Consider the following 21745-nt stretch of genomic DNA (forward strand, 5'->3'; position numbering starts at 1 on the left):
GAGACGTGAGATACCGAGGTGTATCCGCCCGTGAAGGCCCCCGTGTCACAGGCCTGTCACCGCCCGTGGAACACGGCCCCGGTCATCCACCTTCCGCCGTGCCGGGGCGCTTCCTGAATCGATAGCCGACGCCATGCACGGTCGCGAGGTGCCGCGGATTCGCCGCGTCGACCTCGATCTTCTTGCGCAGCTTCATCACGTGCTGATCGACCGTTCTCGTCGTCGGCGGCTCGCCGGTGCCAGGCATCGGTCCCCAGACCTCGTCCACGAGATGAGCGCGCGAGAGCGTCTCGCCGTCGTGCTTCAGGAAGTAGCGAAGCAGGTCCATCTCACGCCGCGACAGCCCGTGCCGCTCGCCCGCGCGCACCAGCGTGTAGGCGTTGAAGTCCACGTCCACGTCGCCGAAGCGGATCGTGCCGACGTCGTCGACCTCGCCCACGCCCGGCGTCGCGCCTGCCTTGCGCGCGAGCGCCGCGCGCAGCCTGGCCAGCACCTCCGCCGTGGAGAAAGGCTTCACCACGTAGTCGTCCGCGCCGTACTCGAAGCCGCGGATGCGGTCGAGTTCCTCCCCGCGCGCCGAAAGAATGAGCACGGTCGCGGTCAGCCGATCCTCCCGAAGCGCGCGCAGCACCTCGAAGCCGTCCTTCCTGGGCAGCATCAGGTCCAGCAGCACGGCGTCGGGATCCTCGACCAGCGCGATCCGCACCGCGGCTTCGCCGTCGGCCGCTTCCAGCACGTCGTAGCCCTCCGAAGTCAGCGTGTCGACCAGCGCCATGCGGATGGGTTCTTCGTCTTCTACGACCAGGACTCTCGTCATGTCATTCGGCCAGCTCGGGCCTCTCTCAGTGGGCTGCCGGGGACGTGGCGGGGAACGTGGCGACGAAGTGCGCGCCACGGGGGCTCGGCTCGACGCGGGCCTCGCCGCCGTGCGCGCGCGTGATCGCACGCACGATGGCGAGGCCCAGTCCGGTGCCGGTGTCTTTCTCGATGTCTCCGCCCGCCGCGCCCGCGGTGACGCGTTCGAAGGGCTGGAACACGGTGCTGGCGAAGCGGGCGGGGATGCCCGGGCCCTCATCGAGCACGCGCGCGACCAGCGTGCCGCCGTCGATCCCCACCTCGACGGTGATCGCCGCTTTTTTCTCAGGTTGACGCCCGTACTTCAGCGCGTTCTCGAAGAGGTTCCAGATCACGCGATGGACGCCGTCAGGATCGAAGAAGAGCGTCTCGGGAAGCGCGCCGCGCACGAAGGTGAGGTCGCCGTCCGCGCGCTCGGCGCGCTCCCGCATCCGGTTCTCCAACTCGGTGAAGTAGCGGTTCGTGTCGACCTCTTGACGCTCCACGCGCGCGCCCTCGCCGCGATCGATGCGCGCGCCATCGAGCAGGTCCTCGACCAGCCGCCGCAGGCGCTGGGCCTCGCGGCGAATCGAGCCGAAGTAGCGCTGACGCCCGGCCTCGGTGGCCACGCGATTCTGCTCGAGCGTTTCGGACATCAGCAGCATGGACTGGATCGGCGTCCGGAGATCGTGGGAAACGCTCGCGACGAAGGTGCTGCGGAGGAGCGAGAGCCGACGCGCACGATCGGTGGCGCGCGCGGCCATGATCGAAGCGATGAGAATCGCCAGCGCCAGCACGACGAGAGCCGCGCGAACGAGGCGTAGCTGGACCAGTTCGCGCCTTCCGGCAGCGTAGGGGTCCCCGCGATGAATGGAGAAAGCGAGCGCTCCCGTCCCGAGAGATCGCAATGGCAGCACGGTCTCCTCCGTGGCCGCGGGCTCTGACCAGAAGTGAACCTGAAAGAGGTCGGGCGCATCGCTGCCCATGGACTTGCGCATCGAGGCCGCGAGGCCGCTGGCATCCACGGCGAGGACGCGGATCTCGTCCCCGAGCGCGCGGGCCGCGAGCCAGGCGTCACCGCGCCGCTGAAGCGTCCACGCGTCCCGCGCGGCGACGAGTTCGCTCCCGAAAGCCCGCTGGACCGCATCGCCGGCGCGGACGTCGCGCAGGAACGCGCGGTCCCAGTCGACGCCGGGATCTGCCGCGGCGAGCCGCTCCCGCAGCGTCCCCCACCAGGGGTCTTCCTCGACGATGAGCGCGCCGCCGCGGACGCGCGCCTGGTCGACGGGTGCGGGCAGATGCGCGGCTGGATCGCGAAGCCACCGCAGCGCGAGGGTAGCGTCGACGGGCTCGACGAGCGACGAGAGCAGCGCCACCGACGTGCCGGCGACCCAGGCCGTCGGAGCGCCCACGGCGTCGAGCGTCTGCGCGATCGCCGCGCGATGGCGCCGAACCGCCTCGAAGTCGCCCCGGGAGCTCGCCCAGCGAGCCAGATGCAGATGCGCCTCGGTGGCGCGCGGATCGTCAGGGGCGCGCGCGAGGATCCCCTCGGCCTCCGCGATCGCACGATCGACATCCCCGGCGGCCGCTTCGAACAGCGCGGACTCGATGAGCAAGTGAACGATGCGCGCCGACTCGGGGGGAGTCTTCTCGAAATCGAGGGATCGCAGCCCCTCAGGTCCGATCGTGACCGCCTCGCCCTTCGCCTCCGCGGGCTCGCGGGACAGCCCCAGCAGCCGGTCCCAGCTGGCCTCGACGACCTCCGCGCGCGCCGCGGCGCCGCTCCGCACCTCGAGGCGCGCGCGCTCCATCGGATCCCCGAAGTCGAGGAACGCGGCGATGAAGAGCGCCACGGCCGTCAGGGCCCCCAGGGCCAGAAGCCATTCCTGGGCCCCCGGAGAACGGCCCGGAGAATGGCCCGTGGAATGGCCCGTCCTACGCCGGTGCGTCGACGCCATAGAAGCTGCCCGGGTAGAGCCCGACCCCGGCCGCGCTCTCCTCGACTTTCGTGACCTCGGCGGCGCAGACCTTGTACTCGGCGGTGTCCGTCACCGGATCGCCCGCGTCGTTCGTCACGAGGTTCGCACGCGCCTCCGCGAAGTGCAGCGGCATCCAGATGCAGCGCGGCTGCACCTGGCGCGAATAGAGCGCCCGCGCCCGCACGGACCCGCGTCGCGTCGTGACCTCGACCATGTCCCGATCCTCGATCCCGCGCTTCTTCGCGTCGCGTGGATGGATCTCGATCCAGGCCTCGGATTGCTTCGCGTCAAGACCCGTCTCGCGGCGCGTCTGCGTGGCCGAGTTGTAGTGGTAGAGCGTGCGGCCTGTGGAGAGGAGCAGCCCGTAGGTCTCGTCGGGAAGCTCCGCCGACGGACGGTATTCGACCGCCTGGAAAAGGCCCTTGCCGCGCAGGATGCCCTCTTCGTGGAGGAACGTCGTTCCAGGGTGCTCCGGCGTCGGGCACGGCCACTGCAGGCCCGTCTTCGGCAGCGAGACGGTCGCGTCGAGGCGTGCGTGACTGATGCCGCTGAACTTGTCCGCGTCGCGGGCGAGTTCGTCGTAGACGTCGGCCGCCGATTCGAACGCCCAGCGCGCGCCGGACGCGTTCGCCATGTCGATGAGGATGCGCCAGTCCTCGCGCGCGTGGCCGGGCGGATCGACCGCCTTGCGCACGCGCTGGACCCGGCGCTCCGAGTTCGTGAACACGCCTTCCTTCTCGGCGAACACCGAAGAGGGAAACACGACGTCGGCGAAGCGGGTCGTTTGGTTCAGGAACGGCTCCTGGACGACGATGAACTCGGCGGCGTTCATGCCCTTCTCGAGTTCCATACAGTTCGGCTCCGAGAGCACGACGTCCTCGCCCATGACGAAGAGGCCCTTGATGCTCTTGCCGACCTCTTTCATCATGATATTGAGGTTCAGGCCGGGCTCGGGGGAGAGCTTCACGCCCCACGACTTCTCGTACTTCGCCTGGACCGCGGGATCATCGACCCGCTGGTAGCCGGGGTAGAAGATCGGCGTCGCGCCCGCGTCGTTGGCGCCCTGGACGTTGTTCTGACCGCGCAGCGGGTTCATGCCCGACGACGGCTTGCCCAGGTGCCCGGTCATCAGCACGAGGTTCGCCAGCGCGTAGACGTTGTCCGTGCCGTGGGTGTGCTCGGTGATCCCCAGGGTGTAATAGATGCCCGCTTTCTCGGTGGTCGCGTACTCCCGCGCGGTCCAGCGGATGTCCTCGGCCGGGATACCCGTGACCTTCTCGGCCTCTTCGGGCGTGTAGCGCCTGACCGTCTCCCGGACGGCCTCGAAGCCTTCCGTGTTCTTGGCGATGAAGTCCTCGTCCGCGAGACCCTCCTCGCAGATCACGTGGGCCAGGGAGTTCAGGAACCAGACGTCGGTGCCGGGGCGAAGCTGGAGGTGCTTCTCCGCGATCGTCGACATCCAGATCTTGCGCGGATCCGCGACGACCATGGTCGCGCCGCGGCGCACCGCGCGCTTCATCTCCATCGCGATGATGGGATGGGCCTCACTCGTGTTGCTGCCGATCACGAAGAGGAAGTCCGCGTTGCGGATCTCCCCGATCGAGTTCGTCATCGCACCTGCACCGAACGTCGTGACCAGACCGGCCACCGTGGGTGCGTGTCATGTTGCGGCACACTGGTGGATGTTGTTCGTTCCGTAGACCGCGCGCGCCAGCTTCTGGATGAGGTAGTTCTCCTCCATCGTGCAGCGCGAGGAGCTGACGAAGCCGAGGGCGTCCTTGCCGTGGCGCTCGGCGACGCCCTGGAGGCCGGCCGCCGCCACGGCGAGCGCGTTCTCCCAGCTGGTCTCCACCAGCTCGCCGCTCTCGTCGCGCACCAGCGGCATCGTCAGGCGATCCTCGTGGTGGATGAAGTCGTAGGCGAAGCGGCCCTTGACGCACAGGTTGCCGTCGTTGGTGGTCGTACCCGCGGGCGGGCTCGTGACCTTGACGACGCGACCGTGGCCGTTCTCCGCCTCGGGATCGACGTTGAGGTCGAGCTGGCAGCCGACGCCGCAGAAGTTGCAGGTGGAGCGGACCTTCGTCAGCTCGCGCTCCGGCTTGGCATGGCGCGTCAGCGGCATCTTCTCGCCCATCGCGCCGGTCGGGCAAACGTCGACGCAGCCGCCGCACATCTCGCAGGTGGTGTCGAGCAGCGAGAGCGACTCGACCGTCGAGATCGTCGTATGGGCGCCGCGGTTCGCGAGCGTGATCGCGCTGACGCCCTCGACCTCGTCGCAGTAGCGCGTGCAGCGCGCGCACGAGATGCACGTCTCGGCGTTGAAGTGAATATAGGGGTTGCGATCGCCGTTGCGGCTCTCACGCGAGGAGGTCATCGAACCCCAGTTGCGCGGCGCGTCGTAGCGATCCGCCATGTCGAGGAGCTCGTTCGGCGCACCGCGCTCGGCGACCGCCCGGTCCTTCGGGTGATCGGTCAGGTAGAGCGCGAGCAGCGTCTTGCGGTGACGGTCGACGCGCTCGGACTCGGTGCGGACCTTGTCCCCATCGGCCGCGGGCGTCTTGCACGCGGGCACGAGGCGGCGCTGGCCGTCGACCTCGACGAGGCACGTCCGGCAGGCGCCAGCGGGCTCCAGCCGCGGATCGTGGCAGAGGGTCGGGATCTCGACGGCCGCGCGCTGGGCGACCTCCAGGATCGTCTCACCGGCCTGAAACGGGATGCGGCGCCCGTTGAGCTCGAGCGCCCTCGTGGCGACTCCGTCCGGGAGGTCAGGCTGGTTCCGATCGATCATGGTTCAGGTCAGCGGTAGGCGGCGGGCTCGTACTCCAAGGTCGGCAGCATGGCGCTCCAACCGTAGAGGTTAGCAGGAGCTACGAATTCTTGGAGCCGGCGGGAGGACCGGCGGGGAAGTCCCCCGGGAAATACTTGAGGGCGCTCGTCAGCGGCAGCGGGGCGGCCTGTCCCAGTCCGCAGATCGAACCCTCGTTCATCTGCCAGGCGACGTCCGCCGCATGGTCGAGGGGGCCGTCCGCGGTATCGCCCGCGACGTGGCGGTCGACGGCCTCCCGTAGGTAGCGGGTGCCGATGCGGCAGGGGGCGCACTGGCCGCAGCTCTCGGCCTCGAAGAATCGGAGCTGCTGGGCGGTGGCCCAGCGCATATCGACGGTGTCGTTCAGGACCACGACGCCCGCCGACCCGAGCATCGAGCCGAGCCCCGCGAGCGTCTTGAAGTCGAGCGGGCGATCGCGCATCTCGGCAGGCAGGAAGCCGGAGCTCGCGCCACCGGGGCTGAACGCCTTGAGTTCGCCGACGTAGCCGCCCGCGGCCTCGACCAGCTCGTCCAGCGTGACGCCGAGGGGCAGCTCGTAGGTCCCGGGGCGCGCCACGTGGCCGCTGATGCAGTAGAGCTTCGTCCCGGCCTCGCCGCGACCGAGCCCCGCGAACCATTCGCCGCCGCGCTCGATGATCGCGGGCACGCAGGAGATCGTCTCGACGTTATGGATGAGCGTCGGCTTCCCCCATAGCCCGTGCGAAACGGGGAAGGGCGGCTTGATGCGTGGCATCCCGCGCTTGCCCTCCAGCGCTTCGAGCAGCGCCGTCTCCTCGCCGCAGATGTAGGCGCCGTTGCCCTCGTGCATGTGGAAGCGAATGTCGCCGTAGACGCCCGATTCGTGGGCCTCGTCGATCAGCCGCTGGACGATCCCCCACGGGATCTCGAACTCGCCGCGCAGGTAGAGATAGCAGTCCGTCGCGCCGACCGCCTTCGCGGCGATGGCCATGCCTTCCAGCACGAGGTCAGGGCGGCGCAGCATGCACTCGCGGTCCTTGAACGTGCCGGGTTCCCCTTCGTCGGCGTTGAGCACGACGTAGCGCTGGGTCTCGGGCTGGCCCGCCACCGCCGACCACTTGATGTGCGCGGGGAACCCGGCGCCGCCGCGGCCCTGCAAGCCCGACGCCTTGATCGTCTCGATGACCGCCTCCGCCCCCATCTCGGCCGCGCGTGCGAAGGCCTGGCCGAGCGGCTGCATCGGCGAAGAGAGAGCGAAGACGAGGTCGCCGTCCGCGGCTCCCTCTGGCCCTACCGTCCCCTTCCACTCGGTATCGCCGGGCGCCGCCGCGGACTCGAGCTTCTTCCAGTCGCCGCCCGCCGCTTCGACGTCGGCGACGGTCACCGACGGAAACGTACGTCGCTCGCGAAGCACCGCCGGGGCCACGTCGCACCCCGCGAGGCACGAGGCCTCATCCACGGGAAGGCCCGCCGCCTTCGCCGCCTCCAGCACCTCCTGGGCGCCGCCGAGGCAGCACGGCAGTCCGGTGCAAACGCGGAGCTTGACGTTCGGCTGCGAGAGCAGGTGATAGAAGCTGCCCACGCCCCAGACGTCGGCCTCGGGCACCCCGGTCTCCCGGGCAATCTGCCGGGCCACGCCCTCGAGGAGACCGCCGGCCTCGCGGAGGCGATCGGGAACGGATGCTGCGTCTTGCTTGCTCATGGGGTCGCGCGGAGCTGGAACCCCTTCGTCGTCGGTGACGGGCGGGGCCTTCGTTCACGCAGTATGCATTCGAGGGCCGCACATTGCTCGGAACGGGTGGCGAGATGGGCGAATCGGCCGCGGCGTCGGCTCGAGGACCAGCGTTGGAACGGAACGTGCATGGGTCCCAGCACCGGTCCTCGCCGGAACGGCGTCTCGCAGCGCCGCTTGCCCCCTCTCGCCCCACCTGCCCGCGCGCCACTGGCCCGGAAGCGCCTCTCGGCTCTCGGGGACGCGGCGTGCGCTGATTTCATGCGCTCTACCAGCCCGCGCTCCGCGTGGACGTGGGCGCCCCTGGCCGTCCTCTCGACAGCAGGAGCGCTCATGGCCGCGAGTGCCTTCGCACACTTCCCGTTCGAAGACGCCTACGTCACTCTTCGCTATGCCGACAACCTCGCCGAGGGCCGCGGCTACGTCTTCAATCCCGGGGAACACGTCCTCGGAACGTCGTCACCACTCTGGACGCTGCTGCTCGCGCTCTCGACCTGGCTCGGCGCGGATCCGGAGGTCGCGCTGACCGCTGCGTCCACGGCTTCCCTGGTCGCCCTCGCATGGCTCGGGGGATTGGCGTTACGAAAGGAGGACATGCCCATCGCCAGCATCGCCTTTGCGACCGCCGTCCTCTTCGGCTTTGGCCGATCCCATGAATCCTGGGGCATGGAGACACCGCTGTTCATGGCGCTGCTGTTTGGAGTGCTGGCGCTTGTGCGCTGCCGGCGCATCGCGGGCGCGGGTGCCGTCATGGGACTCGCGTTTCTCACGCGCCATGAGGGAGCTCTGTTCGCGCTTGCCTTCGTGCCCATTCTGGGCCGACATGCCGCGGTGCGTTTCGGGGTCAGCGCCGCCGTGGTCGCGGCTCCCTGGTGGATCTTCGCCGCGGCGACCTTCGGGACTCTCCTGCCGCACGCGCTGGAAGCCAAGGCCGGTGACCTGGGCGCGTGGGAGTACCTTTGCGGCGCCTGGGCTCTCTTGCCAGGCGACTGGGTCTGGTCCGCACGCGCCCTCCGGGTTTCGGGCGTCGAGGTCGCCATGCGTGTCGCTGTCCTCGCCTTCGGCTCGGTCGGGCTATGGACGCTCTGGAAGCGACGATCACCGCTTCTCAGCCTCGCCGTCGGCGCCGGGCTCGCCCTCCTCGGACTCGCCATCATCGGCCCAGCGCACGGCTTCCGCTGGCATCGCTGGCCGTTCCATCTGCTCTTGCTAGCCCTGTGTCTGGTGGGAGCGGAGGCGTCGAGCCGTGGATTCACGTCACGCCTGCGAGTGATTCCTGTGCAGGCGAGCATCGCGGCGTTCGGCCTTCTTCTCTTGCCATCGACGCTCCACCGCTACCGCTCGAACATCGAAGCGACGCACGAGCACCGCAGTCGTATCGAGGTCTACGACGAGGTGATCCAGCGAATCCGTAGCGCCGGGCTCAGCGGCGCGACGCTCCTCACGCCCGAGCCCGGGTACCTTGCGTACCACACGGACAATCCAGTGATCGACGCGGCGGGCCTTGTCTCACCAGAGGTCTCGTTCGGGAGCGACCAGCGCACCCCGACGATCCTTGGCGAACTTCTGCAGCGCCGCCCCGGATTGATCATGGCGCGGGTCCCCTTTCACCCCCAGGGCTACAGAGTGCTGCTGGACACCCGCTTCCGAGGACGACTCCTGGTTCGAGCCGACCTGTGGCCCGACGAACCAGGAGCTGTCGCGGGTCGCTGACCTCCCCTCTGGATGGTGAGGCGAGGGGAGTTCAGCGGTTCCATCAAAGGAAGGGGATCGCCACCGCGTTCGAGAAGTTCGACGTGGCCGTGCCGCCCACCGCGTCGCGGTGCCAGGTCTGGAAGTTCCAGGTCTGGCCCGAGAGGGCGCTGACCGCGCCGGTCGGCTGGGCGATCGACTGGGGGTTGAGGTTGAAGACACCTCGGCCACCGAAGCCCGAGTTGAAGACGCCGAATCGGCCCACGGAGCCCCCCACGCAGAGCGTGCCCTGGCTTCCGCCGGCTCCTGGGACGAGGCCCTGATTCGTCGAAGCGAGGAAGAAGCCGAAGGAATTCAGTGGGAGTGACGACGTCAGGAGCTGCTGCGTGCTGAAGCGATCCCTGTCGCCGAAGGCCACCATATAGCTTCGATCTCCGGTGCTGTTGGCAGCGCCATAGCAGTACTGGGTACCGGAGGCGACGAAGGCCGCGGACGCCTGGACGAAGGCACCCGCGATGTTGTTGGAGGTGCCGTCGAACTGACTCCAGACGATGACGCCATCGCTGAACGGGCCGCCACCGCTGCGGGTGGTCGCGATGGACATGGTGTCGAGATTGGGGCTGGATCCGGTGCTCCTGAGACGTCGTTCCGTCATGCCGAGGCGATCGACGATCGGCTGGGCGATCGTGGCGTAGACGGCGCCCGCCGATTCGTAGGCGAGGATGAAGGACTCGTTCAGCGTCCCGATGACGACGTTGTTGTCGTTGGCGGCCATCGAAGCGTGCTCGATGACCTGCAGCTGCTCGGTGCTCCGCACCGTCTGCCCGGCGCACAGGGCCACGTAGGCATCGGTCACGACGCTGGCGCTGTCGTCGTAGGTCACGAGCCAGTATTGCTCGCCGGTCACGGGGTGGACGGTGTCGGAGAGAGACGAAACCCTGACGTCGAAGTAGAACCCCAGTGCCGTCTGGAAGGGGGCGACGTCGAACGGTCCGAAGACCGAGCTACCGTCGAAGTCCAGCTGAGCGGCTTCCACCTTGGACTCACCAGTATTGATGTCTTCGGAGGCCCACGCGATGTTGTAGCGCGTGACACCGGTCAGGTTGCCCGTCGATTGAGAGACCGCAGGAGCTGTCTCGTCGCGGGAGAGGGAACTCGCAAGGAACATATCGCTACCGAGGAAGCTCCCGGCCGTATCGACGATGATGGCGTGAACGTCACGATCGGTGCTGTATTCGCGGTTGTACGCGACGCAGTAGTAGCTGGAAGACAGGTCCACCGACTCCGATCCGATGTCGGGCGAAACGCACCCGTAGGAGCTGGTAGCCCCTTTGAGGATGAACGGAGCTTCCTGAGAGCCATCCGCGAGCCGGAAGCGCGCGGCGATGTCGGTCGAGCCCGCGACGGCCGCGCTATCGGCCTCGGAGACCACGAGGAATCGGCCTGTGTTCCGGTGCTGCGCCACGCGCGGCGCGTTCCAGCTCCCGGCACCGAGCTGGACGTAGGCTCCGCCACTCGCAGCGAGCGTGACGGCGTCGATGAACTGGGAGAACACGTCGGCGTCGGTCGCAGAGAAGGCCTCCTCGTAGACGACGAGATAACGATCTCCCGCCACCTCGTACGCGAGGTCCGGGACCGTGAGGTCGGAAGAGAACGCGTCGATCGTGACGGTGCTCATGATCGGATCCACCACGATCGGACCGGCCGCAGCGTCGACGAAAGCCGCGGGCACGATGAGTTCGAGCGCGCCGTCCATCCAGCGGGAGCGCACCGCTGCGCTTCGACCCATTCCATCGAGAACGATCGCGTCGCTGTAGGTCATGCTTCCGCGATCATTGCCGAATCGCAGCGTTTCCTCGCCGGTGAAGGCGGCGAGTTCGGTCTCGACGACAAGACGCAGCGTGACGTCGCCGCTTCCCGCGCTGGCATGGAAGGCGAAAGACTGCTCGACCTGATCCACGTCGAGGTCGTAGCGGACCTCGACGGCCCCGCGGTCCAGAATCATGCGATCGCCGACGCGACTCACGCGCGCAGTCGGGTTGAGATCGAAGCTAGCGCCGTCGCGCTGGACGCTCTCCAGGCGGAAGCGCACCGGGAAATTGCGCGGGGCTTCGGAGCCAAGAAACGGGATGTAGGCGAATCCGTCCGGTGACGCGCTCGCCTTGTAGGTGCGCCCACGGGCCCATAGCGTGTCGCCGACGGAATCGTGGTACACGATGGAGTGACGATCCTGGCCCTGGACAGCCGCCAGCGCGGCGCCCTCCCCCATCTCGGGACGAACGCCCACGGGAGCCGAGGTCGGCTCGTGGACCTCCCGGGGCGTCGCGGGGCGGTTCACGTGGGGCTGCCCGCGCCGGAGGTCCGGAAGAGGAGCAGCCGAAGGATCGCGGCGTGAGCGACGCTCGATGTGCTCACCGGCGCTTTCCTGGAAGGAGATCTGCGGAGGAAGCGGCGTGGGAAAGAGCGAACTGACGGCAAGGCCGAGGGTGAGAATCATCGGATTCGAGGGGCAGGAACGGAGGGAAAGAGAAGAAGAGCTCTTCACAGCGACCTTGTTCCCGTGGGGTTCAGAAGAGGTCGCTACCCTGCAGACTGCGGCGCCCTCCGCGCGTTTAGCGTCTTTGATCTTAATCTGCCCGTCCTCCGTTCGACTGCCGAGAGGAGCCTGCGCTGAGATCAATCGCTCTCGATGAGCTCGACTCGAACGTTGGCCTGCATGCCGGCCGTGATCTCGATCGGGCGCGTCAGTGGCTCGAAGCGGTCACCCTCCACCTGCAAGGTGTAGGAGCCGGCCCGCAGGACGCCTCCGGCTCTTGCACGCGCATCCGAATGGCCGCGCTGCAGCTCGATTCGATCGGTCACGTGGAAATGAGCCTGCCCGAGCGACGCCGTCGCGGCGGTCTCGGCGCCTTCGGAGACCTCGTGGAATTCATGGCTGACCTCCCAGGCGGAGCTGAAGTTCTCGTCCGTCACTTCGAATTCATCGGTTTCCATTAAGTCGCCCCCTTGAACGACTCCGTCCATTGCCACGTTCCCGCTCGCGTCGAGCAGCGAGTAGCTGGCCGTCCACGGAACCTGGAGTTCGGACCACAGATCGATGGAGCAACGCCCGCCCTTGAGGTAGTCGAGCTCGATCTCGACGTCGCCGACGCGGGGCAGCTGCACCAGGCGCGTGTCAGGATAGCGGAAGCTCAGGGCGGTCCCCGGAGTTCCCGGCTCCAGCGACACCAGGTAGGGGCCAGGCTCCAGCGGAACCGCTTCGACGACGAACCGGCCACCCGGGGAGTCCTTGTCAGGATCAAGCGGCACGGCGAGTACCTCCAGCGAGGGCCCGCCGACCGGACTCATGAAGAGCAGCGAGAAGGCCTGGAACGGATCCACATTGGGATGCATCAAGGTCGCGATCAACCGTGGACGTTCGATCCGGACGGTGACCAGATCGACGCCGAGCCACTGTCCGGGGCCCGGCGCGAGGACCTCCCGCTCCACCCGCGTCGCCGACGGATGCGTGGCTTCGATCCGAATGGGCCTGCCCGCTGGTACCTCCACGGTGAATGCCTCGGGCCCGCTCGTCCATTCTCGACCTCCGTGCTCCAGCGAAGCGCGGACGCGGGCACCCTCCAGTCTGTCCACGGAGTCGAACACGCTCACCAGAAGCCGGGCGCCCGTGAGGTCGTAGACCCGCTCGTCGGGTGCGCGGACCTGGAACGTGTGAAGCGGAAGGCGATGGCCAGGGGCGTTCGGTTCCTGGAACTCGACGCGGTGTTCAGCGGGAGCCAGCCCGGTGAATCGGAAGTAGCCGAGGGCATCGGTCATCGCCTCGGCGAACTTCTCTTCGAAACGATCGTTCGCCCACCAGCACTCCTGACCCGCGGCGTCAACGCCCGGAATTCCGTAGGCGACGTCGATTCCAACGCACATATCCGCCAGTGGCTCGCCGCTGCGAACGGCGCGTCCCTCGACGGTATGGCCCGCTTCCAGCACGAGTTCCTGGCGCCGCTCCCATCTCTTTGCGCCGGGCACCACCAGCTCGGAGTACGGACGTGAGCCACCTCGCCTGGCAACGAGCAGCACGGACTGTCCCTGGGCCCACGATGGTACGACGAGTCGGAACTCTCCCGCCGCACCCGCCCTCCCATCGACCTGGCGCCCGCCGTCGAAAGGTGCTCCCTCCCTCAGCTCGAGGAGCGCGACACGGGCACTCTTCGCGGGCTGACCGTCGGGGAGGAGCACCACACCCTCCAGCCACGACTCCTCTGGAGCCACAGGCGCTGGATCCTCGGTTCCCGCGACCGGCGCAGACGGCGCGATCGCGTAGCGGTTCACGCTCACGAGATCCACGGGCTCCGCCGGCCCCCCCATCCCGAAGACCTCCGACATCGAGGCAACGGGCACGTGATCGGGAGCGACCAGGACGTCGTTCGCCTTGGTAGCTTCGACTCCTTCCGTGGTTCCCATGCCCCACCAGCCGGCGAGACCCAGCGCGCCTGCGGCCGCGCCGACCAGAACCCCTTTCGCCCCCAGGAGCCCCGTCTTCTCCGGGCCGGCCGCGACGACCAGCGCATCGAACCAACGGGCCCGCTCGCCCCCCGCGCTCTCTCCCCCACGTCCCAGAAGCCGATGCCGCAACTTCGCGACTCCCCGCGCGCACCGCGCCTCGGCCGTCGACGTGGAGACACCCGTCTTCCGGGCCACCGACGGCAAGGTATCACCGGTGATGTAGCGCAGATGAAGCGCCGTCCGGTAAGGCTCTTCCAGATCGATCAGCGTCTCGGCGATACGCCGCCGCAGATCGAGATCGGCGACCACGTCGACCGTGGAATGGACGGTCCCCTGATCCCGAGCGACGGAGGAATCCGATCGGCCCTGTCGAGCGCGGCGAGCGGCCTCTCCGCGAAAGAGGGACCGGGCCGAGTGGTGCAGAACGCCGAGCAGCCACGGGCGTGACTCGGAGCCGCCGCGCCCCCGCTGAAGAGCCGCGACCCAGGCATCCTGCGTCAGGTCATCGGCCAAAGCCGGATCGTGAACGATGGCGCGCGCCATGCGGCGGAGCCAGTCGTCCTGGGTCAGGATTTCGTCGAGGGTCGGGATCGTCATGGGAGACCGGGTGGCGAGGTCGCGGCGAGAAGCGCGCCAACGGGCGCGCCCATGAGCAGTGGAGCTACCAACCCGACCTTCCGGAGAATTCTCGCAGAAACTGGTGAGTACCCGGGGGCGGAGGGACGGTAGCCTGAAAAATTGTCGCCACGGGACTTTTTGGCTCGCTCGCACTCGCCGCTGGAGCTTCAGCCCGGACGTCCCCGGGGCTGACCGGCAAGATGAAGAAGCCCGTGCAACGGTTCCCTGCCGTTCCCCTGCCTTCTCCCATGCGCCTCACACCGCTCCTTCTCGAACACGCGACCGCCCTTCGTTGCTTCGTCGACGACTTCCACCGGCAGGGCGAGACCAGGATCCCCGCCTTCTTCAAGAAACCGGGCTGGTCCCACGAAGAAACGCTGGAGCATTTCAACGCCTGGGAGCGCGGCGACCCGCTCGGGTGGTCGCCCGAGACCGTGGGCAGATTCGTGCCTTGCACCACGCGGTTCCTGGAAGACTCGGCCACGGGCGAACTCCTCGGGGTCTTCAACTTCCGGCATCGGCTGAACGAGAGCCTCGAGCGATTCGGTGGGCATGTGGGCTATAGCGTGCGCCCGTCCGCGCGGCGCCAGGGTCACGCGACGACGCTCCTGCGCGCAGCGCTGGAGAGAGGACGCGACCTTGGACTCCCGGGCCTCGTGGTGACGTGCGCGCCGACGAACGAAGGCTCGGCGCGGACGATCGAACGCTGCGGCGGCGTGCTGCGGGATCAGTACTATCTCGAAACAGAGGGCACGGACGTGAACCGATACTGGGTGCCCGTGGCGAGCCCGATGGAGCTGAAGATCGATGACCTGAGCCACCCCGCGGTGGTGGAGCTCTTGGAGATGCACTTCGGCGAGATGCACGCTCACTCGCCGGCGGGCGAGGCGCACGTGCTGCGGATCGAGCGCCTTCGGGACCCGAGCCTTACGTTCTGGACCGCCTGGGAGGGCGACGATCTGCTGGGGTGCGGCGCGCTTCGCGAGCTCGGGGCCAAGGCCGGCGAGATCAAATCCATGCGGACCCACCCCGACCGGCTCCGCAGGGGAGCCGCGCGGGCCATCCTCCTGCGCATCATCGAAACGGCAGTGGAGCGCGGATACGAGAGACTCTCCCTGGAGACGGGTAGCGGACCTGTCTTCGACGCAGCCGTGGGGCTCTACGGTTCGTTCGGCTTTCAGCCTGGGTCCGCGTTCGGCGAGTATCGGCCGAACGAGTTCTCCAGGTTCTTCCACCTGGCGCTCTGACGCAGGTCTGCCGGGCAAGAGTGTGCGGCTGAGCGGATCTGGGACAGCCGCATCGACCCCAAGCGCGCCTATGCTCTTGAGCGATGAAGTCTCTTCCTGTTCGGCACGCTCTTCTGGCCGCCGCGATCGCGGCTCTCCTCCTCACCGGTCTCGCCTCCTCCGCGGCGGCCGCCCAGGAAGTCCCCGACCTCACCCAAGGGGGCGCGATCCCCGAGCGCTCCACCCACGACTGGAACCTGGGAGCGACCGGGGCCCGGGGCTGGATGTACAGCGAACGGCTCGTGACCGATCTCGCCCGACAGGTCGCCATCACCGAGGTCGCTCCCGGCTCTCCGGCCGACGGCCAGCTGGCCGTGGGTGACGTGATCTTGGGGCTCGGCTCGGAACCCTTCCGCGACGACCCGCGTTCCGAGCTGGGGCGAGCGCTGACCGCCGCCGAGTCGCGCGCCGGGCGGGGCCGTCTGAAGCTTCTTCGCTGGCGCGACGGCAAGACGAAGACCGTGACCCTGAAGCTGCCCGTGCTGGGCAGCTACAGTGAGACGGCGCCCTACGACTGTCCGAAGTCGGCGCGCATTCTCGAGCAGGGCTGCGAGACGCTGGCGGAGCGCATGGCGGAGAAGGGGTACGGACCCAACCCGATCCCGCGCTGCTTGAACGCGCTCGCGCTCCTCGCCAGTGGCGACAAGAATTACTTGCCTCTGCTTCGCAGGGAGGCGCTCTGGGCCGCCGACTACTCCGCCGACAGCTTCCAGACCTGGTACTACGGCTACGTCTGCATCTTCCTCGCCGAGTACGTCATGGCCACCGGGGACGAGTCCGTCATGAAGGGACTGTGGCGGCTCGCCCTCGACGCTACGCACGGCCAGAGCCGCGTCGGCTCATGGGGCCATCGCTTCGCGCAGGCAGATGGTCGACTCGCGGGGTACGGGATGATGAACTCTCCGGGCGTGCCCCTGACGATCGGGCTGGTCCTGGCGCGCTCCGCGGGCGTTCGGAGCGAAGAGGTGGATCTCGCGATTCTGCGGAGCACCGACCTGCTGCGCTTCTACGCGGGCAAGGGAGCGATCCCCTACGGCGACCACGATCCCTGGATCGAAACCCACGAGGACAACGGCAAGTGCGGGATGGGCGCCGTTCTCTTCCACTTGATCGAAGACGAGCCGAGCGCCACGTTCTTCTCGTCCATGTGCGTCGCCTCCCACGGCGCGGAGCGCGACACCGGGCACACCGGCAACTTCTTCAACCTGCTCTGGGCGCTGCCCGGCGTCTCGCTCTCCGGGCCCCAGGCAACGGGTGCCTGGATGCAGGAGTTCGGAGCCCGGTACTTCGATCTCGCGCGGCAGTGGGACGGAACGTTCCAGCACCAGGGCCCGCCGGAGGAGCGGCCCGACAGCTACTCGGGCTGGGACGCCACCGGCGTCTACCTCCTGAGCTACGCGCTGCCGCTGCGCCGAATCGTCCTGACCGGGAAGCAGCCGAGTGTCGTCCCCGCGATCGACGCCGCCCGCGCTGCGTCGCTGATCGACGACGGCCGCGGCTGGAACAACCGGGATCGCGACAGCTTCTACGCCAGCCTGGACGAGGAAGAGCTTCTGCGCAGGACCGGCAGCTGGTCGCCCGTGGTCCGCGAACGAGCGGCCATGGCGCTCGCGCGCAGCAAGGCGAAGGTCGTTCCCCAGCTCATCGAGAGGCTCCAATCGAAGGACCAGAACGCCCGCTACGGAGCGTGCCAGACCTTCGCCCATCTCCGAGGTGCCGCTGCTCCCGCCGTGGAGCCGCTCCTGGCGTGCCTCGACGACGGGGACCTCTGGCTGCGCGTGAAGGCCGCAGACGCGCTGTCACGGATCGGCGAGGCCGCGATGCCTGCCCTTCCGGCGCTGCTCGAAGCCCTCGCCAGCGCGCCCAGCGACGTCGATCCCCGCGGCATGGAGCAGCGCTACCTCTGCCTGACGCTCTTCGATCGTCGCAATGGACTGCTCCGCCAATCGCTCGAGGGCGTCGACGAGAAGGCTCTCGGGACCGCGATCCGCGCCGGCCTGCAGAACCAGGACGGCCGCGCGAGGAGCGCCGTGGGCTCGATCTACGAGTCGCTGCCCTTCGAATGGATCGAGCCCCTCCTACCCGCCATCTTCGAGGCGACGATGGAGCCTGCTCCGAGCGGCATCATGTTCGCGGACGGAGTGCGCACCTCGGGCCTGAACCTTTTGGCCAAGCACCATATCGAAGAGGGCATGGAGGCCTGCGTACACTACGTTCGCTACCAGAAACAGCACGCCAGCGAAAAGCGCACGCCGGACGTGCTGAAGATCCTGGACACCTACGGAGCGCACGCGCAGCGGTTCATCCCGGAGCTGGAAGAGATCGCGCTGTACTTCGAGAACGACGAGGCGGATTTCCCGAAGACGCTGAGCCGCGGGAAGGCCGCCGCGGTGCGTGAGGCGATCGAGCGGATCCGTGCCTCGAAGAGCCTCCCCACGCTCGTCTCGCTCGATTGAGCTGCTGAGCTGCTGAGCTGCTGAGCTGCTGGGCCCCTGGACCGGCTAGGGAACGAACCGTTCCAGCCGGTCGACCACTTCCAGGAGCTCTTCGCCCAGCGGTTCGAACTCTCCGACCTCGCGCAGGCGCGTCATCAGCGCTTCCGCCAGCTGTCTCGCGTAGCCGATGGTCGGGCCGGGGCCGCGACTGAAATGATCCCAGACGCTGGAGGGGTTCGGCGCGGCCGAGAGGCTCGCCAGCAGCGTCTGCATGTTGTGCAGCTTGTCCGCCGTCTTGACCGCCAGCGAACGCCCCTCCATCTCGGCCACCTGATCGAGAGCCGCTTGCTTGCGGGACTCCCAGCTGCCCCGCATGTCTTCGGTCAGGTCGCACACGGTCCGCGCCACCTCGGCCCCAAAGAGCGTCTCCACTCCCTCGAGTGTCCAGCCCTCGCAGTCCTCCACCACATCGTGGAGAAGCGCCGCCTGCAGCGTCAGATCGTCGGCGCCAGCCCGCGCCAGCAGAAGCGCCACATGGATAGGATGCGTGACGTAGGGCGTCAACTGGCCCTTGCGGGTCTGGCCCGCGTGCGCCTCCATGGAGATACGCAGCGCGAGCTCGACCTGGTCGCTGAAGTGCTCGTTCGAGGCGCTGGTCAAATCTGGACGCCGAGCGGCTTCAGCGCGAGGAAACCCACGACCATCGAGGCCAGAACGAAGATGATCAGGACGCCGCCCGGCCCCTCGAAAGGGAGCCAGCCCAGATCGCTCTCCGGGTAGACGAACGCCACGTGGGTGAGGCCCGTGCCTTCGAGCGTGTCCTCGGCCGGCCAGAGGAGCGCCGACAGGAAGCCGGTCACGCGCTCGGGCTGCATCGTTCGAACGTCCTCGTCGGCGGCGCCTGCCACGAACCGCTTCTTGATCTCCTGGCCGCGCGTCCGGAGCACGATGTCGTAGACGCCCGGCGCCTCGGCGAAGAACTCGGTGCTCGCCGTTTTCTGCCCGGGAATACGCGGCAGCGGCGCAACGCGGGTCAGGCCCTCCGGCAGCTCGATCGAAAGGTCCGCGATCGCGTCCGTGTCACCCTCGATGGAGAGGGTGATGCCGTCGCCCGCGAGGCGCGTTGCCTGCACCTGCTGGACGTCGGCGGGCTCGAAGCCGTAGCGCACCACCATCTGCGCCGCGACCAGCGCGAACGGGATCGCCAGCGGGATGAACGGTCCGAAGTTCAGGAACAGATACTGAACGTTGCGCCAGAGCACCTTGAGAATCGCCTTCGACACGACGACCAGATCGTCCTGATACAGGCGGATCTCGATCAGGTGCCCCTTGATCTTGTTCTTGGTGGCCTTGATCCCCTTCTGCCAGGAGATGTGCTTGAAGATCCAGAGGGCCAGGACGCCGAAGACGCCGCTGACGAAGAGAAGCGCGAACTCGTCGCTGATCGCCTCGAGGGGCGTCAGGACGAGATCGAAGAACTTCGTGACGGCGCGGTTGATCGCGTTCATGCGTGGGGAGGGAGGCAGGCAGGCGGGGCCTGCCGAGGGGTTAGCTGATGTAGCCGAGGCCCTTCAGCTTCTCGGTGATGTCTTCGTCCGAGCTCGCGTCCTCGAACTGGGCGAGTTCACGCTCCAGCACGTGCTGGATGAATTCTTCGTGGGAGGCGTATCCCGCGACCTCGGCGATCTGCTTGATGCGAGTGAGGAGGTCGGGGTCGATCTTGACTTTGCCTGAGGATCCGAACATGGAAGGAGTGGGGTTCTGCTACTGGTGAAGGAGGACGGGGCGGCCCGTCATGGCCGGGTCGGCCGGAACGTCGTACGCATCCAGGATCGAAGTCGTGAGATCTTCCAGCCGAGGATCCTCGACCGTGACCCGCCGGTTCACCAGCAGGGTTCCGCTGACGACGCTGGGGTGCATGAGGTGACTGCCGTTGAAGGTGCCCCCGACGTTGTCCGTGAGGACGTCGTGCGGGATACGCCCCTGGGTGGCTTCGTCCGAGTTGCCGTACCCCGAATTGTAGCCCACCACGATGTCCGGGGCGTCGTCGAGGCGCGCTCCGCCGGCGAAGACCACGCTGGCGAGGTCAGCGCTCAGGACGACCTGCTGCCCCTGGTCGATGATGAGTTCCAGCTGGGTTTTCAGCTCCTTCAGAAGGGCGTCGGCCTCGGCCCCGGGCTTCACGATCCCCTCGGCCTCGCGGCCCGCGAGGTTCAGATAGAGACCGTTGAAGCCAATCCCGTAGGCGCGCGTCTCCGACCAGTCCACGGCCTCCTCGAGGATCACGTCCGTCCGCTTGGGGTCCCCCTCCGGGAGTTCCTTCGTGACGCCTTCCTTCAGCTTGAGGTAGCCGTTCTCCAGCAGCCACGTGTTCAGGGAGAACTTGCGACGGTAGGGCGCGAAACCATGGTCGCTCATGACCATGACCGTCGTGTCGTCGCCGACGCGGTCGAGCACCTTGCCCAGGATCGGATCCATGCGCAGGTACAGGTCGTCCACCACGTCTTCCCAGGTCGTCCCGTCGCGACCCGACCAGGAACTGGAGTCCTGCTTGGCGATCGCCGGATCGTAGAACGGATGCTGGGGATCCTGGTGCCTCCACATCATGTGCATGGCGAGGTCCACGCTGGAGACGTAGAAAAAGAGCAGCCCGCCCTCCTTCTTCGCGGTGTAACGATCCAGCGCGTAGTCGAGGATCCGGATACGCTCGCGGTGCACCAGGTTCGCCTGGTGCATGAACTCGGCGTCGGTGAGCGCCTCGCTCTTCAGCGCGTTCACGTCCTCGGCCATCCCCTGGGTGAAGACGAGGCCGATCTCCTCGACCATCTTCGCGGCTGCGTCTTCGGGAAGCGAAACGGGCTCGACCGGATTCGTCGGATCGAAGTTCACCGGCGACGCGTACAGTTCGAACTCGGGTGAGATGCTGCGCAAGTAAAAGCAAACGATGCCGTCGAGCGACATGGCGCCGGCGGGCAGGAGGTCGAAGCTCACCCGAACGAAGGTCGAGAATTGGCCCGGCTCCATCACGAGGCGCTCGGAGCCGACTTCGATGATCGCGGCGTTCGCTTCCTTGTCGAGATAGGCCGTCAGCGGCACGGAGGCCGTGGGGTTGCCATCGCGCAGCACGTTCATCGGGCCGTCGAGCTGCGTGCGGACCGCGCCACCGCTGACGCGAACCGTCCGGAACCGGCTGCTGAGCCCGGCCTTCTCGGCGGGCGGGTTCGTCGTGTAAACGGTGTACTGGCCATAGGCCGAGTCGAGCGCCGGGGTCATCATCCCGGAGAAGCTCACGCCCTTCGACGGCTCGACAGGGAAGTTGATGGGAACCCGGTAGAGATCGGCGGGCACGTCCTTGTCCATCATCATGGTCCAGAACGCCTTCCCGGTGCGGTTCGGCTCGGAGCTGCCGCCCACGGGCAGCTTGAAAGGCGTCAGCGGGATGTCGCGATCGTGCCCGTCCTCGCTGACCACCGTCGACGCGATCGCGCGGTAGATCTTCTTGTCGCGGTGGATGAAGTCATAGATCCCGTGGCCGCCGGGGTGGCGGCCCGTGATGAAGTTCGACCACGCGACCGGACTCTGGGGCGGCGTCGAGGTTCCGAGGTCCATGACGCCACCGCCGGCGTCGGCGAGACGCTGGAAGTTCTTCATCCGATCCGGAAAGCGCCGCATGACGTCCCGGAGAATGTCGGGGTCGAGTCCGTCGATCCCGATCACCACCATGCGGGGGTACTCGGACTCGGGCAGATCGACGTGCCCGGTTTCACGGGCGGCGCGCGCGGCGTGGGGATCGGCTTCCTTGGAGCGGCGCGGAATGGCGGTCGCGAACAGGATCGCGATCACCGCAAGCGCCACATAGGCCGTCCAGCGTGGGAGAATCATGG

Annotated in this window: 13 protein-coding genes; 3 read left to right on the plus strand and 10 right to left on the minus strand. The window is 67.7% G+C overall.

Features of this window, described 5'->3' with window-relative positions; all coding sequences use genetic code 11:
- Positions 1-82: 82 nt before the first annotated feature.
- The 4 genes from Poly30_RS24135 to Poly30_RS24155 all read right to left on the minus strand — a co-directional run bounded on the left by Poly30_RS24135 (position 83) and on the right by Poly30_RS24155 (position 7300).
- Positions 83-817 carry a response regulator transcription factor gene (locus Poly30_RS24135; protein WP_145203628.1) on the minus strand — a complete coding sequence of 245 codons (735 nt, stop codon included), beginning with the start codon at positions 815-817 and terminating at the stop codon, positions 83-85.
- 25 nt (positions 818-842) lie between these two features.
- Positions 843-2687 (minus strand): sensor histidine kinase, encoded by a 1845-nt coding sequence (locus Poly30_RS24140; RefSeq protein WP_145203631.1) that lies wholly within the window; start codon positions 2685-2687, stop codon positions 843-845.
- A gap of 82 nt (positions 2688-2769) precedes the next feature.
- Positions 2770-5601, minus strand: coding sequence for a formate dehydrogenase subunit alpha (gene fdhF / locus Poly30_RS28890; RefSeq protein WP_419190600.1), 2832 nt, complete (start codon positions 5599-5601; stop codon positions 2770-2772).
- 79 nt (positions 5602-5680) lie between these two features.
- On the minus strand, positions 5681-7300 hold the full coding sequence (locus tag Poly30_RS24155) for an NADH-ubiquinone oxidoreductase-F iron-sulfur binding region domain-containing protein (protein WP_145203640.1): 1620 nt from the start codon (positions 7298-7300) through the stop codon (positions 5681-5683).
- A 291-nt stretch (positions 7301-7591) separates the two neighbouring features.
- On the opposite strand from Poly30_RS24155, the gene Poly30_RS24160 reads away from it, so the two are divergent.
- Complete coding sequence (locus Poly30_RS24160) at positions 7592-9043, plus strand: glycosyltransferase family 87 protein (protein WP_145203643.1); 1452 nt, start codon at positions 7592-7594, stop codon at positions 9041-9043.
- 43 nt (positions 9044-9086) lie between these two features.
- Here Poly30_RS24160 and Poly30_RS24165 read toward each other — a convergent pair whose 3' ends face one another.
- Both Poly30_RS24165 and Poly30_RS24170 read right to left on the minus strand, forming a co-directional pair.
- Complete coding sequence (locus Poly30_RS24165; RefSeq protein WP_145203645.1) at positions 9087-11519, minus strand: hypothetical protein; 2433 nt, start codon at positions 11517-11519, stop codon at positions 9087-9089.
- A gap of 179 nt (positions 11520-11698) precedes the next feature.
- Entirely contained in the window at positions 11699-14119 is a 2421-nt protein-coding gene (locus Poly30_RS24170) for an RNA polymerase sigma factor (RefSeq protein WP_145203648.1), read from the minus strand.
- A 269-nt stretch (positions 14120-14388) separates the two neighbouring features.
- Between Poly30_RS24170 and Poly30_RS24175 the strand changes: the two genes are divergently transcribed.
- A complete protein-coding gene (locus tag Poly30_RS24175; protein ID WP_419190602.1) occupies positions 14389-15387 on the plus strand; it encodes a GNAT family N-acetyltransferase in 999 nt (332 codons plus the stop codon).
- A gap of 83 nt (positions 15388-15470) precedes the next feature.
- Entirely contained in the window at positions 15471-17882 is a 2412-nt protein-coding gene (locus tag Poly30_RS24180; protein ID WP_145203654.1) for a DUF6288 domain-containing protein, read from the plus strand.
- A gap of 45 nt (positions 17883-17927) precedes the next feature.
- On the opposite strand, the gene Poly30_RS24185 is transcribed toward Poly30_RS24180, so the two are convergent.
- From Poly30_RS24185 to Poly30_RS24200, 4 genes are read right to left on the minus strand one after another with little or no spacing between them, the layout of a single operon-like run.
- Positions 17928-18521 (minus strand): HD domain-containing protein, encoded by a 594-nt coding sequence (locus tag Poly30_RS24185; protein ID WP_145203657.1) that lies wholly within the window; start codon positions 18519-18521, stop codon positions 17928-17930.
- Positions 18518-19369, minus strand: coding sequence for a hypothetical protein (locus Poly30_RS24190; RefSeq protein ID WP_145203660.1), 852 nt, complete (start codon positions 19367-19369; stop codon positions 18518-18520). The genes Poly30_RS24185 and Poly30_RS24190 overlap by 4 nt, the downstream gene beginning before the upstream one ends.
- 40 nt (positions 19370-19409) lie before the next feature.
- Positions 19410-19607 (minus strand): hypothetical protein, encoded by a 198-nt coding sequence (locus tag Poly30_RS24195; RefSeq protein WP_145203663.1) that lies wholly within the window; start codon positions 19605-19607, stop codon positions 19410-19412.
- 18 nt (positions 19608-19625) lie between these two features.
- On the minus strand, positions 19626-21743 hold the full coding sequence (locus tag Poly30_RS24200) for an alkaline phosphatase family protein (RefSeq protein WP_145203666.1): 2118 nt from the start codon (positions 21741-21743) through the stop codon (positions 19626-19628).
- Between the last annotated feature and the right edge of the window lie 2 nt (positions 21744-21745).

This window comes from Saltatorellus ferox, assembly GCA_007751475.1.
In the GTDB taxonomy this organism is placed as follows: Bacteria; Planctomycetota; UBA1135; order UBA1135.

Bases quoted from the DNA above. Each gene is read 5' to 3' on its own strand.
- Poly30_RS24135 (WP_145203628.1), bottom strand. From the start codon at position 817: ATGACGAGAGTCCTGGTCGTAGAAGACGAAGAACCCATCCGCATGGCG.
- Poly30_RS24155 (WP_145203640.1), bottom strand. From the start codon at position 7,300: ATGAGCAAGCAAGACGCAGCATCCGTTCCCGATCGCCTCCGCGAGGCC.
- Poly30_RS24160 (WP_145203643.1), top strand. From the start codon at position 7,592: ATGCGCTCTACCAGCCCGCGCTCCGCGTGGACGTGGGCGCCCCTGGCC.
- Poly30_RS24165 (WP_145203645.1), bottom strand. From the start codon at position 11,519: ATGATTCTCACCCTCGGCCTTGCCGTCAGTTCGCTCTTTCCCACGCCG.
- Poly30_RS24170 (WP_145203648.1), bottom strand. From the start codon at position 14,119: ATGACGATCCCGACCCTCGACGAAATCCTGACCCAGGACGACTGGCTC.
- Poly30_RS24175 (WP_419190602.1), top strand. From the start codon at position 14,389: ATGCGCCTCACACCGCTCCTTCTCGAACACGCGACCGCCCTTCGTTGC.
- Poly30_RS24180 (WP_145203654.1), top strand. From the start codon at position 15,471: ATGAAGTCTCTTCCTGTTCGGCACGCTCTTCTGGCCGCCGCGATCGCG.
- Poly30_RS24190 (WP_145203660.1), bottom strand. From the start codon at position 19,369: ATGAACGCGATCAACCGCGCCGTCACGAAGTTCTTCGATCTCGTCCTG.
- Poly30_RS24195 (WP_145203663.1), bottom strand. From the start codon at position 19,607: ATGTTCGGATCCTCAGGCAAAGTCAAGATCGACCCCGACCTCCTCACT.
- Poly30_RS24200 (WP_145203666.1), bottom strand. From the start codon at position 21,743: ATGATTCTCCCACGCTGGACGGCCTATGTGGCGCTTGCGGTGATCGCG.